Raw genomic sequence first — 15,059 nt, forward strand, 5'->3', positions numbered from 1 at the left:
CTAAACCGTCCGCCTCACCAGCATCGTCCGGATCTCCGAAATCGCCTTCGCCGGATTCAGCCCTTTCGGACACACGTCGACGCAGTTCATGATCGTCCGGCAGCGGAACAGCCGATACGGATCCTCGAGGTTGTCGAGCCGCTCGGCCGTCGCCTGATCGCGCGAATCCGCGATGAAGCGGTACGCCTGCAACAACCCGGCCGGCCCGACGAACTTGTCCGGGTTCCACCAGTAGCTCGGACACGACGTCGAGCAGCACGCGCACAGGATGCATTCGTACAGCCCGTCGAGCTGGTCGCGCTCTTCCGGCGACTGCAACCGTTCGCGCTCCGGCGGCGCCGAGTCGTTGATCAGGTACGGGCGGATCGAGTGGTACTGGTTGAAGAAGTCGGTCATGTCGACAATCAGGTCGCGCACGACCGGCAACCCCGGCAGCGGCCTGAGCACGATCTCGCGCGGCAGCGTCTTCATGTTGGTGAGACACGCGAGCCCGTTCCTGCCGTTGATGTTCATCGCGTCCGAACCGCAGATCCCCTCGCGGCACGAACGCCGGTACGACAGCGTCTCGTCCTCGCGCTTCAGCCGGCCGAGCACGTCGAGCAGCATGCGGTCGCCGGGATTCACGTCGATCTCGTAGCGCTGCATGTGCGGTTCGGCGTCGCGATCGGGGTCGTAGCGGTAGATCTGGATCGTGCGGGGATCGTTCATCTTGTCCTCCCGGCGCGGCGCCGGCATGGGGTCACGAAAATGGCAACCCGCGCGCAAGCACCGTGCCGGTCGGCGCTGCGTCAGTCGTCGTCGACGCGCTTGTCCACCAGATAACGGCCGCGCTCCACCCCCGCGCGCAGCGCCTCGTCCTCGGTCACCCATTCGGGATGCGTCGACTCCGGCACGAACAATTCGATGCGCGCGCCATCGACATACACCTGCACTTCGTCCGCCCAAGCGCCGCGTTCGTTGCGCCGCGCCCATACGCGAATCTCGTGGCCGCGATACGGGTCGCGGACCTGTGCGTCCGGTTGATGCTGCATGCTGGCCCCCTGTGCTTATCTGCGATGACATGAAAAAAATGCGCGCCGCATGATCGGCGCGCACGCCGCCGGCCGCACGCGCACAAGCCGTGCCCGGTCGCGCCGGCCCGGCACGGCCCTTGCGTCCCCATTGCGCATCGAACCGCTCCGGTCCGCCAGATAAAAGGGAGGGCACGATGATCGCCCATATCGAACTCCTCGGACGCCTGCTGCTCGCCGCGCTGCTCGGCAGCGTGGTCGGGCTCGAACGCGAACGGCTCAACTGGGCCGCCGGATTGCGCACGCACATGCTGGTGTGCGTCGGCTCGGCACTCGTGATGCTCGTGTCGATCTTCGGTTTCGAAGACGTGCACGGGCAGAGCGGCGTGATGCTGGATCCGTCGCGGGTCGCCGCGCAAGTCGTGTCGGGCATCGGCTTTCTCGGCGCCGGCTCGATCCTGTTACGCGGTGAAGTCGTGCGCGGGCTCACGACGGCCGCGAGCCTGTGGGCGGTGGCGGGCATCGGCCTAGCGGCGGGCGGCGGCATGTACGTCGCGTCGATCGGCGCGACGGTGATCGTGCTCGCGATCCTCGCCGGCGTGAAACCGCTCGAGCGGCGCTTCATCGCGCAACGGCAGCAGCGCACGCTGCGGCTCGTGGTCGAGCGCGGCGGCCTTACGCTCGGCACGCTGCACGACGCGCTCGGCACCGGCCGCGTGCGCGTGAAGCGCTTCATCGTCCAGCAATCGGACGACGATCCGGACACCGACGACATCTCGGTGTCGTTCTCGCGCACGAGCGGAGCGGAATTTGCAGCGATCTGCCGGACGCTGCAAGGCATCGCCGGCGTGCGCGCCTGTTGTCCCGACAACTCGTCAAGGAGTTTCGCGTGACCCAGACGGACCTGCTCTCGTATCTCGTGACGAGCCAGCTCGCCGCGCGCATGCGCGGCGGCGCATGGCTCTCCACCAGTCAGCTCGTCGGCGCGCTGCGCGCGTGGCTCGCGTGCCATCACGCCGAATGCGACTGGCTCGACCGGATCAGGATCGCGCACGCGTCGGTGCTGATCGCGGAAGGCATCTACGAGATCGCGTCGTTGTACGGCGATCCGCACAGCGGCGAGCGCATCCGGATCGATCTCGATTCACCGGAACTGCAGGCACTGCGCGCGCGCTGCGACGTGCTGTTGCAACGCATCGACGGCGACCGGGACGTCGACGCGCGATGATCGCGCCGGACCGCACGACGCACGCCGCGTTCGCGACGGCAGGCCCCGACGGCACCGCGGCGGATCCCGCACGTGCGGATGCGCCGCAGCGCCACGGGCTGCTCGAACGCGGCCGCAATTGCGACACGATCCGCCATGCGGACCGCTTCGCGATGCTGGTCGACGGCGACGCCTATTTCGCGACGCTGCGCGCCGCGCTGCGCCGCGCGCGCCATACGGTGTTCATCGTCGGCTGGGACGTCGACAGCCGGATGCATCTGTCGCCCGCGGGCACCGGCGACGGCCTGCCCGACACGCTCGCCGCGTTCCTGCACGCGCTTGCATCCACGCGGCACAACCTGCGCATCTACGTGCTCGCGTGGGACTTCGCGATGATCTACGCGCTGGAGCGCGACTGGCCGCCGGTCTATCGCGCCGCATGGCGCGCGCATCGCGGCATTCGCTTCCGGCTCGACGACACGCATCCGCGCGGCGCGTCGCATCATCAGAAGCTCGTCGTGATCGACGACCGGCTCGCGTTCGTCGGCGGGCTCGACCTGACGCGCGCACGCTGGGACACGCCCGCGCACGCCGCCGACGATCCGCGCCGCCGCGACCGCAACGGGATGCCGTACGGGCCGTTTCACGACGTGCAGGCGATGTTCGACGGCGACGCGGCCGCCGCGATCGGCGAACAGGCGCGCGTGCGCTGGTTCAATGCGTGCGGCCGTCCGATCGCGATCCGCGCGCGGCGGCATCTCGATCGCGAGGAAGACGTCGATCCGTGGCCGGCCGACGTGCCCGTCGACGTGCGCGACGTGCAGCTCGGCATCGCATACACGGCGCCGCATCACCGCGGCCGCGAACCGGTGCAGCAGGTGCGTGCGCTCGTCGAGGACACGATCCGCAGCGCGCGACGCCATCTGTACATCGAGAACCAGTACTTCACCGCGGCGGTGGTGCGCGACGCGCTGTCCGCGCGACTCGCCGATACGCACGGCCCGGACGTAACGGTCGTCGCGCCGCGCGTGCAGAGCGGCTGGCTGCAGGAAGCGACGATGGGCGTGCTGCGCGCGCGGCTGCACGAAACGCTGAAGTCCGCCGACCGCTTCGACCGCTACCGGCTGCTGTATCCGCACGTCGACGGGCTCGGCGACGCATGCGTGAACGTGCACAGCAAGATCGCGATCGTCGACGACGAAAGCATCGTGATCGGCAGCGCGAACCTGAACAACCGGTCGATGGTGCTCGACACCGAATGCTGCATCGCGCTCGTCGCGGCCGGCGATGCGCGCATTCGCGCCGCGGTCGCGCGCATGCGCGACCGCCTGCTGGCCGAGCATCTCGATACGACGCCGGCGGCCGTGGCGGCGGCGTTCGAGCATGCGGACCGGCCGAACGCCGTGCTCGACCGGCTGCGCGCGAAGTCCGGCCGCACGCTGCGCACGCTCGACCCGGTGGTGACGCCGCAGCTCGACGCGCTGGTGCCGGTCAGCGCGCGGCTCGATCCCGAGCAGCCGATCGAGCCGGACCGCTTCGTGCGCGAATTCGTGCCGCAGGAACAGCATCGCTCGCTGACCGCGCGCTTTTTCGTGCTCGGCACGGCGGTGCTGCTGGTCGCCGCACTCGCGCTCGCATGGCGCTTCTCGCCACTCGGCAAGGAGCTGAACGTCGCGTCGCTCGCGCGCGCGGCCGCGCACGCCGCGCAGCTGCCGGGCGCGCCCGCGCTGCTGCTCGCCGGCTACGTGATCGCGGCGACGCTGTCGGTGCCGATCACGCTGCTGATCACCGTGACGGGGCTCGTGTTCGGTGCATGGCCGGGCCTCGCGTACGCGGCCGTCGGCACCATGGTGGCAGCCGCCGCCACCTACTGGATCGGCCGCTGGCTCGGCCGCGACGCGGTGCGCCGGCTCGCCGGCGCGCGCGCGAACCGGCTCAGCGAACACATCGGCCGGCGCGGCGTGGTCGCGATGGCCGTGCTGCGGCTGCTGCCGATCGCGCCGTTCACGATCGTAAACCTGGTCGCCGGCGCGTCGCACATCGGCCTGCGCGACTACCTGATCGGTACCGCGATCGGGATGCTGCCCGGCATCGTGCTGACGGTCACGTTCGCGCACCAGCTGACCGCCGCGTTCAGCCATCCGGGCCCCGGCGCGTTCGCGTGGCTCGCGGCGATCGGCATCGTGCTGGTCGGCGTGTCGGTGCTGCTCGTGAGGGTGCTGCGACGATGGCGCTGAGCCGGCAGCCGGCCCCGCCGCCGGACATCGTGACGTCGGACGGCCCGCCCGCCGCCGCGCCGGGCGGGCGCGACCTGCGGATCGCGACGTACAACATCCACGGCGGCTACGGCGCATGGCCGGCGCGCGCGGTCGACCGGATCGCGGCGGTGATCGGCGAACTCGACGCGGACGTGATCGCGCTGCAGGAAGTGCCGCTCGGCGGCACGCGCGCGCCCGACGTGCTCGCGCACCTGCGCGATGCGACCGGAATGCACGCGGCGGCCGGCCCGACGATCGACACGCCGGAGCGCCGCTACGGCAACGCGGTGCTGTCGCGCTGCCCGATCCGCGCGGCGCGCACGCTCGATCTGTCGTTCCATCAGCGCGAGCCGCGCGGCGCGCTGGACGCGGACATCGACTGCAGCGTCGGGATGCTGCGCGTGGTCGCGACCCATCTCGGGCTGTCCGCGAACGAGCGCAGCGCGCAGGTGCAGCGGCTGCTCGCCGCGTTCGACACGGGCGCGATGCCGGTGATCCTGATGGGCGACATCAACGAATGGTTCGTGCGCGGGCGCGCGTTGCAGGCGCTGGTCACGCGGTTCCGCCGCGCGCCGGCGCCGCGCACGTTCCCGACGGTCTGCCCGGTGTTCTCGCTCGACCGGATCTGGGTCCATCCGGGCGAACTGCTGGTCGACGTGAACGTGCACCGCAGCATGCTGGCCCGGCACGCGTCCGATCACTATCCGCTGGTCGCACGCATGCGTGCGCTGCCGGCGTCGGGCACGTCGCTTGCGTGCGAAGCGCCCCGCCCTGACGGAACCTGACGGAGCCCTGCCCATGCGAACCGACGAACTCGCCGGAACTGCCCTCGATTACTGGTGCGCACGTGCATTGTGCGCGGACGACGAAGACACGCTGTGCTTCACCGCCGTCGAGCCGAAGGTGATCGTGACCGCCGCATGCGATGCGCTGCGGCGCCTCGACGCGCATTTCGCGCCGTCGGCGTCATGGGCCGACGCGGGCGCGGTGCTGGAACGCGTCGGCGACCTGCGGATCGCGCGCCGCGGCGACGGCGTCGAATGCGACGCGTGCTTCGTCGACGGCCCGTCGACCTGTGCGGCGCGCGCGCCCGACGTGCGCACCGCGCTGCTGCGCGCGTTCGTGCGCGCCCGCTTCGGCGACGAAGTCGACACGCCGCCTTCGTTTGCGCACCGGATCCAGCGCGGTGCGCCGGTGCGCTACGACCCCGGTGTGCCGCTGCCGGAAACGGACGACGATCCGGCCACCGGCGACAGCTCGGATATACGGTCGATCCCGCGGATGTGACGCGAGCGCCGGAGACCACGCACACTCGCACCGGCTGCACGGCCGGCGATGCAGGAACCGGACCGCGAATGTGACGCGGGACGCGCACCGGCGCACGGGCCGCGCCCGCTGCGCCGCCGGCGATGCAGGAACCGCACGGCGGCCATGTAAAAAAGGACAGCATGGCCCGCGCGGCGTGCCGCACGCGCATTGCTGCACCGGCCGCCGCGCAGCAGGCACGCGGGTTGCGACGAACCGCCGTCATCGTTCGCCGCCGCCCAACACCGCCATCCCATGAACGCCACACCGCCCTTCGCCCCACACCTCTACTTCTGCGACGCCCGACTCGTCGGCCCGCTCGACGCGTGGCCCGACACGTTCGCGCACATCGCGGGCATGGGCTTCGACCACGTGCTGATCGGCGGCTTCTGGGCCGCCAGCGTCGCGGGCTTTCCGCGCCACGTCGCGGACTTCCACCGGCCGGCCGCGACGTTCGCGACGCGTGCCGGCGCGCTCGAAACCTTCTCAAGGCTCGCGCAGCTCGCACGCGGCCACGGGCTGCGCGTGATGCTCGAAGTCGTGCCCGACCGCATCGCCCGCGACAATCCGCTGCGCACCGAGCACCCGGAATGGTACGTCGAGCGCGCGCACGACGACGCGCTGATCGATCCGCGCAGCGCCGCGCACGAGCAGGACGTCGCGCATGCGCAGGTCGGCGACGACGCGACCCGCGACGCGCTGGCTACGTGGTGGTGCGCGCTGCTGACGACGTTCGCCGACGCCGGCGCGGCCGGCTTCCTGATCGACGCGCCGCATCACCTGCCGGCCGCGTGGTGGCCCGGCTGGCGTGCCGCGCTGCGCCGCGCGCGCCCGGACGTCGCGATCCTCGCCAGCGTGCCGGGTCATGCGCGCGACGCACTCGCGCAACTCGAGACGGCCGGCTTCGACGCGGTATTCTCGTCCGCACGCTGGTGGGACCTGCGTGCGCCGTGGTTCGCTGACGAACACCGGCTGCTGCGCCGCATCGGTTCGCCGATCGCGTTTCCCGACGCGTTCGACGGTCCGCGCCTCGCCGACGACTGGCACGACGCGCCGGACGAGACGATCGTCCGCGCGTATCACCGCGCGTTGTGGACGGCCGCCGCGGTCGGCACCGGCTGGCTCGTGCCGATGGGCTTCGAGCGCGGCGTCGCGCTGCCGCTGATGGCACGCGACGCGGACGCCGCGCGCTATCGCGCCGCGTTCGACGATGGGCGCTTCGACCTGTCCGGCGCGATCGCCGACGCGAATGCGTGGCGCCGTGCAACGCCGTTGGCAGCCGCGCGCGGCGAAATCGCGCAACTGAGCGCGCCCGGCGCGAGCGCGACCGCGCTGCTGCGCGGAATGGGCCCGTCGCTGGAACACGACGACACGGCGCTGCTGATCGCGCTGAATCCCGACCTCGACGCGCCGACGCGCGTCGACCCCGCGACGATCCTGCCCGGCGTGCCGGGCGGCTTCACGCACGTCGCGAGGCCCGACGGCATGCGCAAGCGTGCGCCGGTCGTGCTCGAAGCGTTCACGCTCGAACCCGGCGGTTATGCGCTGCTCGAAGCATGGCGCGCGCAACCGGCGACCGCGCACGCCGACGCCGCGGGCGAGCGCGCCGCGCTGTCCGCCGCGCTCGCGGCCGACCGGATCGCGATCGAACGCGTCGAGCCGGCCGTCGACGGCGGCCGCTTCGCGATCAAGCGCGTGATCGGCGAAACGCTGGTCGTCCACGCATCCATTTTCACGGACGGCCATGCGCATCTCGCGGCCGCGCTGCAATGGCGTGCGGACGACGAGGACGACTGGCGCGAGGTGCCGTTCGTCGCGGAACCGAACGACCGCTGGCACGCGCGCATCGCGCTCGACCGGCTCGGCCGCCACGCGTTCCGCGTGATCGCGTGGCGCGACGACTGGACGTCGCTCGTCACCGACGTCGCGAAGAAGCGCGCGGCCGGCCAGGACGTGACGCTGGAAGTGCGCGAAGCGCAGCTGCTGCTCGCGACCGCGCTGAAGTTCGCCGAGCCGGCCGACCCGCACGCGCGCGGGCAGATGGAACGGCTGGCGGCCGACTTCAAGGACGCGTCGCCCGACGACCGTCTCGCGCTGCTCGGCTCGCCCGCGCTCGCGCAAGCCTACGCGGCGCTGCGCTACCGGCCGTTCGTCACGCACGACGAAACGGTGTACCCGGTCGAGGTCGAACGCCGCGCCGCGCGCTTCTCGAGCTGGTACGAGATGTTCCCGCGCTCGGCGAGCAACGACGCGCACCGGCACGGCACGTTCGACGACGTGATCGCGCAACTGCCGCGCATCCGCGACATGGGCTTCGACGTGCTGTATTTCCCGCCGATCCACCCGATCGGCACGACCGCGCGCAAGGGCCGCAACAACACGCTGAAGGCCGGCCCCGACGACGTCGGCAGCCCGTACGCGATCGGCTCGCCCGACGGCGGCCACACGGCCGTGCATCCGCAGCTCGGCACGCTCGCGTCGTTCCGCACGCTGGTCGACGCCGCGCATGCACAGGGGCTCGAGATCGCGCTGGACTTCGCGATCCAGTGCTCGCCGGACCATCCGTGGCTCGCCGAGCATCCGGGCTGGTTCGCGTGGCGGCCCGACGGCTCGCTGCGCTATGCGGAGAACCCGCCGAAGCGCTACCAGGACATCGTGAACCCCGACTTCTATGCGCCGGACGCGCTGCCGGGCCTGTGGCTCGCGCTGCGCGACGCGGCGCTGTTCTGGGTCGAAGCGGGCGTGCGGATCTTCCGTGTCGACAATCCGCACACGAAGCCGCTGCCGTTCTGGGCGTGGATGATCGCCGACGTGCGCGGCAAGCATCCGGACGTCGTGTTCCTGTCGGAAGCGTTCACGCGGCCGGGAATGATGTACCGGCTCGCGAAGGTCGGCTTCTCGCAGTCGTACACGTACTTCACGTGGCGCGAATCGAAGCGCGAGTTCATCGACTACCTGACCGAGCTCACGGCCGGCCCGCCGCGCGAGTTCTTCCGGCCGAACTTCTTCGTCAATACGCCGGACATCAACCCGCGTCACCTGCAGAATGCGCCGCGCTCGCAGTTCGTGATTCGCGCGGCGCTCGCGGCGACGCTCGCCGGCTCGTGGGGAATGTACTCGGGCTTCGAGATCGGCGAATCGGCGCCGCTGCCCGACAGCGAGGAATACGCGGACGCGGAGAAATACGAGCTGCGTGCGCGCGACTGGAGCAAGGCCGCGCACATCGGCGCCGAAATCGCGCGGCTGAACCGCGCGCGGCGCGACCATCCGGCACTGCAGACGCATCTCGGCCTCACGTTCGTCGACGCCGACAACGAGCAGGTGCTCGTGTTCGTGAAGGCGACGCCGTCGCACGACAGCGTGGTCGCGATCGCGATCAGCCTCGATCCGTGGCATCCGCAGGCGGCCAATTTCACGCTGGATGCGTCGCTGTGGCGCGGCTTCGGGCTCGTCGACGGCGAGCCGCTCGACGCGCTCGAACAGGATGCCGCGCACGCCGAAACCTGGCGCGGGCATCGGCAATACGTATCGCTCGACCCGCACGTGCGGCCGTATGCGATCTGGCGGCTCGCGCCGTCTCCCGGCGCCGCGCGAGCGGCGGCGCCCGACCCGGGCGACGCCAGCCGCCCTCACGGAGCACACGCATGATGAAACGCGAAGACTCGCTCGACGACGTGCGCCGCGCGCAGTTCCCGTCGCTCGCACCGGCCGGCACGCCGCGCCGGCGCCGTTCGCGGCGCCGCGCGCCCGCGCTGTGCGCGGACGATCCGCTGTGGTACAAGGACGCGATCATCTACCAGGTGCACGTGAAGTCGTTCTACGACTCGAACAACGACGGCATCGGCGATTTCCCCGGGCTGATCATGAAGCTCGACTACATCGCCGAGCTCGGCGTCGACACGATCTGGCTGCTGCCGTTCTACCCGTCGCCGCGCCGCGACGACGGCTACGACATCGCCGACTATCGCGACGTGCATCCCGACTACGGCACGCTCGCGGACGTGCGGCGCTTCATCCGCGAAGCGCATGCGCGCGGCATTCGCGTGATCACCGAGCTCGTGATCAACCACACGTCCGACCAGCATCCGTGGTTCCAGCGCGCGCGGCGCGCGAAGCCCGGGTCGATGCATCGCGACTACTACGTGTGGTCCGACACCGACACGAAGTACGCGGGCACGCGGATCATCTTCCTCGATACCGAAACGTCGAACTGGACGCACGACCCGATCGCGGGCCAGTACTACTGGCACCGCTTCTACTCGCACCAGCCGGACCTGAACTTCGACAACCCGGCCGTCGTGCGCGAAGTGATCCAGGTGATGCGCTTCTGGCTCGATCTCGGCATCGACGGGCTGCGGCTCGACGCGGTGCCGTACCTGGTCGAGCGCGAAGGCACCAACAACGAAAACCTGCCGGAGACGCACGCGGTCCTGAAGCGGATCCGCGCGACGATCGACGCCGAGTATCCGAACCGGATGCTGCTCGCGGAAGCGAACCAGTGGCCGGAAGACGTGCAGGAATACTTCGGCCACGAGGACGAATGCCACATGGCGTTCCACTTCCCGCTGATGCCGCGCATCTACATGTCGATCGCGAGCGAGGACCGCTTCCCGATCGTCGACATCATGCGGCAGACGCCGGCGCTCGCGCCGAGCAACCAGTGGGCGGTATTCCTGCGCAACCACGACGAGCTGACGCTCGAGATGGTGACCGACTCGGAGCGCGACCTGCTGTGGCAGACCTATGCGTCGGATCGCCGTGCGCGGCTCAACCTCGGGATCCGGCGCCGCCTCGCGCCGCTGATGGAGCGCGACCGGCGCCGCATCGAGCTGATCAACTCGCTGCTGCTGTCGATGCCCGGCACGCCGGTGATCTACTACGGCGACGAGCTCGGGATGGGCGACAACATCCACCTCGGCGATCGCGACGGCGTGCGCACGCCGATGCAGTGGTCGTCGGACCGCAACGGCGGCTTCTCGCGCGCGGACCCGGAACTGCTGGTGCTGCCGCCGGTGATGGGCTCGCTGTACGGCTACGACGCGATCAACGTCGAGGCGCAGACGCGCGATCCGCATTCGCTGCTGAACTGGACGCGCCGCATTCTCGCGACGCGCCGCGCGACGCAGGTGTTCGGGCGCGGCACGATCCGCTTCCTGCGCCCGGAGAACCGCAAGGTGCTCGCCTACCTGCGCGAACTGGACGGCCACGAGCCGGTGCTGTGCGTCGCGAACCTGTCGCGCGCGTCGCAGGCGGTCGAGCTCGACCTGTCCGAATTCGCGGGCCGCGTGCCGATCGAAATGACGTCGGACTCGCCGTTTCCGCCGATCGGCCAGCTCACGTACCTGCTCACGTTTCCGCCGTACGGGTTCCTGTGGTTCGTGCTGTCCGAGCACGGCCGCGAGCCGTCGTGGCGGCAGCCGCACGCGGAGCCGCTGCCCGAATACGTGACGATCGTGATGCGGCGCGGCGACGTGCGACCCGACGTCGCGCAACTGCACACGCTCGCGCACGATGCGCTCGCGTCGTGGCTCGCGCGGCGGCGCTGGTTCGCATCGAAGGACCGCAAGATCGGCGACGCGTGGCTGAACGTCGTCACACCGATCCCGGACGAGCCGTTCCAGTACGCGGAAGCGTGGGTGTCCGCAAGCGACGGCGGCGTCGAGCGCTACGTCGTGCCGCTCGCCGCCGCGTGGGGCGGCGAAACATCGCATCCGCTGTTCGCGCAGCTCGCGCTCGCACGCGTGCGGCGCGGCCATACCGTCGGCTACCTGACCGATGCGTTCGCGCTGCCGGCGTTCGCGCGCGGGATGCTGCGCAAGCTGCGCGACGGCGCAACGGTGCCCACCGCCGACGGCGGCCGCGTCGACTTCCTGCCCGAACACGCGCTTGCCGCGCTCGACCCCGGCGACGACGCCGAGGTGCGCTGGCTCGCGGCCGAGCAGAGCAACAGCTCGCTCGTGATCGGCGAAGCGATCGTGCTGAAGCTCGTGCGCAAGGTCGCGCACGGGATTCATCCGGAAGCCGAAATGAGCCGCTACCTGACGCGGATCGGCTATGCGAACACCGCGACGCTCGCCGGCGAAGTCGTGCACGTCGATCCGGACAGCAGGCCGCATACGGTCGCGATCCTGCAGCGCTACGTCGACAACCAGGGCGACGCATGGACGCGTTCGTTCGACTTCCTGAAACGCGCGGTCGACGAGCTCGCGCTGCCGGCGGCCGGCGACGGCGACACGACCGAGCCCGACGAGGAGCCGGACGCGCTGCTCGGCTACGCGGCGTTCGCGGGCATCGTCGGCACGCGGCTCGGGCAGTTGCACGTCGCGCTCGCGCAGCCGTCCGACGATCCGGCGTTCACGCCGGAGCACGCGACGCCGGAACACGTCGACGGCTGGTGCGTCGATGCGATCGCGTCGTTCGAGCACGCGCTCGACGTGCTCGGCACGCGGCTCGACGCGCTCGAAGCGCTCGACCCGGCCGCGCGCGCCGCCGCCGACACGCTGCTCGCATCGCGCGACGCGGCCGTGCAGGCGCTCGGCGAACTGGTGCCGCGCACGCTCGACGCGCAATGCATCCGGATTCATGGCGACTTCCATCTCGGCCAGGTGCTCGACGTACAGGGCGATGCGCTGCTGATCGATTTCGAAGGCGAACCGGCGCGCGCGCTCGAGCGCCGCCGCGCGAAGTCGCATCCGCTGCGCGACGTGGCCGGTTTCCTGCGCTCGCTGTCGTACGTGAGCGCGACCGCGCAATTCGCGATCGAGAAGGCGCCGCCGCAGGCCGAGCGCCGCAAGCGCGCGCTGTTCGACCGCTTCGGGCAGGCCGCCGCCGACCGCTTCGTCGAATGCTATCGCGCGGCGGCCGACCAGGCGCCCGAGCGCTTCGTCGATCCGCACTACGCGGATCGCCTGCTCGCGCTGTTCCTGATCGACAAGGCGTCGTACGAGCTGTGCTACGAAGCCGCGAACCGCCCCGACTGGCTCGGCGTGCCGGTCAGCGGCCTCGCCGCACTCGTCGAACGCCTGCTTGCCGCCGACCGCACGCCCGACCAAGGAGGCAACCGATGACCGACACGCTGTTCGACCGCCGCGATATCGATGCGCTGCTCGCCGGCCGCCATCCCGACCCGTTCGCGTGCCTCGGCCCGCACGGGCACGCCGGCGGGATCGTCGTGCGCGCGTTGCTGCCCGGTGCGCGGCGCGTGCGCGCGGTGACGCCCGACGGCGACGAACTCGGCACGCTGTCGTGCGTCGACGATGCCGGCTGTTTCGCCGGGACGCTCGCCCATGACGGCCACTACCGGCTCGCGATCGACTGGCCCGACGCGCGCCAGGTGACCGGCGACGCGTATGCGTTCGGCACGCTGCTCGACGATGCGGCGCTCGCGCGCTTCGCGGCGGGGGACCCGGCCGCGGTGCTCGAGTGCTTCGGCGCCGCGCCCGCGCGGGTCGACGGCGTCGACGGCGTGCGTTTCGCGGTGTGGGCGCCGAACGCGCAGCGCGTATCGGTGGTCGGCGACTTCAACGCGTGGGACGGCCGGCGCCACCCGATGCGGCTGCGGCGTCCGTGGGGCGTGTGGGAGATCTTCGTGCCGGACCTCGGCGCGGGCGAGCGCTACAAGTACGAGCTGTGCGCGAGCGACGGCCACGTGCTGCCGCACAAGGCCGACCCGTGCGCCCGCGCGACGGAGGAGCCGCCGCACACCGCGTCCGTCGTCGCCGATACGGCCGCGCTCGACGCGTTCGCGTGGCACGACGAACCGTGGATCCACGCGCGGCCGCATCCGGATCGCCGTTTCCGCATCCCGTGGTCGATCTACGAAGTGCATCCGGAGTCGTGGCAGCGCGTGCCCGAGGAGATGGACCGCAGTTCGACGTGGGACGAGCTCGCCCAGCGGCTGATCCCGTACGTGCAGGGAATGGGCTTCACGCACGTCGAATTCATGCCGATCTCCGAATACCCGTTCGGCGGCTCGTGGGGCTACCAGCCGCTCGCGCAGTTCGCGCCGTCCGCGCGCTTCGGGCCGGTCGACGGCTTCGCGCGCTTCGTCGACCGCGCGCATGCGGCCGGCATCGGCGTGATCGTCGACTGGGTGCCCGCGCACTTTCCGAACGACGCGCACGGGCTCGCGCAGTTCGACGGCAGCGCGCTGTACGAGCACGCCGATCCGCGCGAAGGCATGCATCCCGACTGGAACACCTGCGTGTTCAACCTCGGGCGCAACGAAGTCGGCGCGTTCCTGATCGCATCCGCGCTCGCGTGGGCGCGCCGCTATCACGTCGACGGCATTCGCGTCGACGCGGTCGCGTCGATGCTGTACCGCGACTATTCGCGCAAGGAAGGCGAATGGGTGCCGAACGTGTACGGCGGCCGCGAGAACCTCGAATCGGTCGCGTTCCTGCGCGCGCTGAACGACACGCTGCACGGTGCGCTCGCGCCGGCCGGCGTCGTCACGTTCGCCGAGGAATCGACCGCGTGGCCGGGCGTCACCGCGTCGACCGCCGACGGCGGGCTCGGCTTCGACTTCAAGTGGAACATGGGCTGGATGCACGACACGCTGGCGTATCTGCGCGAGGATCCGATCCATCGCCGCTATCACCACGACCGGATGACGTTCGGGCTCGTGTACGCGTTCTCCGAGCGCTTCGTGCTGCCGCTGTCGCACGACGAGGTCGTGCACGGCAAGGGCTCGCTCGCCGTGAAGATGCCCGGCGACGCGTGGCAGCGGCTCGCGACGCTGCGCGCGTATTTCGGCTTCATGTGGGCGCATCCGGGCAAGAAGCTGCTGTTCATGGGCAGCGAGTTCGCGCAATGGGCCGAGTTCGCGCACGATGCGACGCCGCACTGGGACCTGCTCGACGCGCCTGCGCATCGCGGCGTGCAGCGGCTCGTGCGCGACCTGAACCGCGCGTATGCGGCCGAGCCGGCGCTGCATGCGCTCGACTGCCATGCCGCGGGCTTCGCGTGGCTGATCGGCGACGATCGCGACAACAGCGTGTTCGCGTTCGCGCGCCGCGACGATACCGGGCGCATCGTGGTCGCGGTCTGCAATTTCACGCCGGTGCCGCGCGCCGGCTATCGCGTCGGGCTGCCCGCGCCCGGACAGTGGCGCGAACTGATGAACACCGATGCCGCCGTGTATGGCGGTACCAATGCCGGCAACGACGGCGCCGTGTGGGCGGAGGACGTACCCGCGCACGGCGAGCAGTGGTCGGCTGCGTTGCGCCTGCCGCCGCTTGCGACCCTATGGCTGAGCCCGGCTTGACGCCCGGCGCCCTC

10 protein-coding genes are annotated in these 15,059 nt (G+C 70.8%); 8 read left to right on the forward strand and 2 right to left on the reverse strand.

What is annotated here, in order from left to right; all coding sequences use genetic code 11:
- The gene (locus Q3A80_RS18475) at positions 1 to 708 is read right to left on the reverse strand and encodes a succinate dehydrogenase/fumarate reductase iron-sulfur subunit (RefSeq protein ID WP_446330362.1); all 708 of its coding nucleotides are present in this window, start codon (positions 706 to 708) and stop codon (positions 1 to 3) included.
- An 80-nt stretch (positions 709 to 788) separates the two neighbouring features.
- A complete protein-coding gene (locus Q3A80_RS18480; RefSeq protein ID WP_446330363.1) occupies positions 789 to 1,031 on the reverse strand; it encodes a DUF6566 family protein in 243 nt (80 codons plus the stop codon).
- Between the two features lie 176 nt (positions 1,032 to 1,207).
- Between Q3A80_RS18480 and Q3A80_RS18485 the strand changes: the two genes are divergently transcribed.
- The 8 genes from Q3A80_RS18485 to glgB all read left to right on the forward strand — a co-directional run bounded on the left by Q3A80_RS18485 (position 1,208) and on the right by glgB (position 15,045).
- Positions 1,208 to 1,903 carry an MgtC/SapB family protein gene (locus Q3A80_RS18485; protein WP_446330364.1) on the forward strand — a complete coding sequence of 232 codons (696 nt, stop codon included), beginning with the start codon at positions 1,208 to 1,210 and terminating at the stop codon, positions 1,901 to 1,903.
- A complete protein-coding gene (locus Q3A80_RS18490) occupies positions 1,900 to 2,238 on the forward strand; it encodes a hypothetical protein (RefSeq protein ID WP_446330365.1) in 339 nt (112 codons plus the stop codon). Before Q3A80_RS18485 ends, Q3A80_RS18490 begins: the two co-directional genes overlap by 4 nt.
- Positions 2,235 to 4,454, forward strand: coding sequence for a VTT domain-containing protein (locus tag Q3A80_RS18495; RefSeq protein ID WP_446330366.1), 2,220 nt, complete (start codon positions 2,235 to 2,237; stop codon positions 4,452 to 4,454). Before Q3A80_RS18490 ends, Q3A80_RS18495 begins: the two co-directional genes overlap by 4 nt.
- Positions 4,445 to 5,260, forward strand: coding sequence for an endonuclease/exonuclease/phosphatase family protein (locus Q3A80_RS18500; RefSeq protein WP_446330367.1), 816 nt, complete (start codon positions 4,445 to 4,447; stop codon positions 5,258 to 5,260). The genes Q3A80_RS18495 and Q3A80_RS18500 overlap by 10 nt, the downstream gene beginning before the upstream one ends.
- A gap of 13 nt (positions 5,261 to 5,273) precedes the next feature.
- Positions 5,274 to 5,762: a phage protein NinX family protein gene (locus Q3A80_RS18505; protein WP_446330368.1), complete on the forward strand. Its 489-nt coding sequence runs from the start codon at positions 5,274 to 5,276 to the stop codon at positions 5,760 to 5,762.
- Between the two features lie 273 nt (positions 5,763 to 6,035).
- On the forward strand, positions 6,036 to 9,428 hold the full coding sequence (locus tag Q3A80_RS18510) for a maltotransferase domain-containing protein (RefSeq protein ID WP_446330369.1): 3,393 nt from the start codon (positions 6,036 to 6,038) through the stop codon (positions 9,426 to 9,428).
- Positions 9,428 to 12,847, forward strand: a complete 3,420-nt coding sequence (treS, locus tag Q3A80_RS18515; protein ID WP_446330390.1) for a maltose alpha-D-glucosyltransferase — start codon at positions 9,428 to 9,430, stop codon at positions 12,845 to 12,847. The genes Q3A80_RS18510 and treS overlap by 1 nt, the downstream gene beginning before the upstream one ends.
- Positions 12,844 to 15,045: a 1,4-alpha-glucan branching protein GlgB gene (gene glgB / locus Q3A80_RS18520; RefSeq protein ID WP_446330370.1), complete on the forward strand. Its 2,202-nt coding sequence runs from the start codon at positions 12,844 to 12,846 to the stop codon at positions 15,043 to 15,045. The genes treS and glgB overlap by 4 nt, the downstream gene beginning before the upstream one ends.
- The last annotated feature ends 14 nt before the right edge of the window (positions 15,046 to 15,059 follow it).

This window comes from Burkholderia sp. SR8, assembly GCF_052851275.1.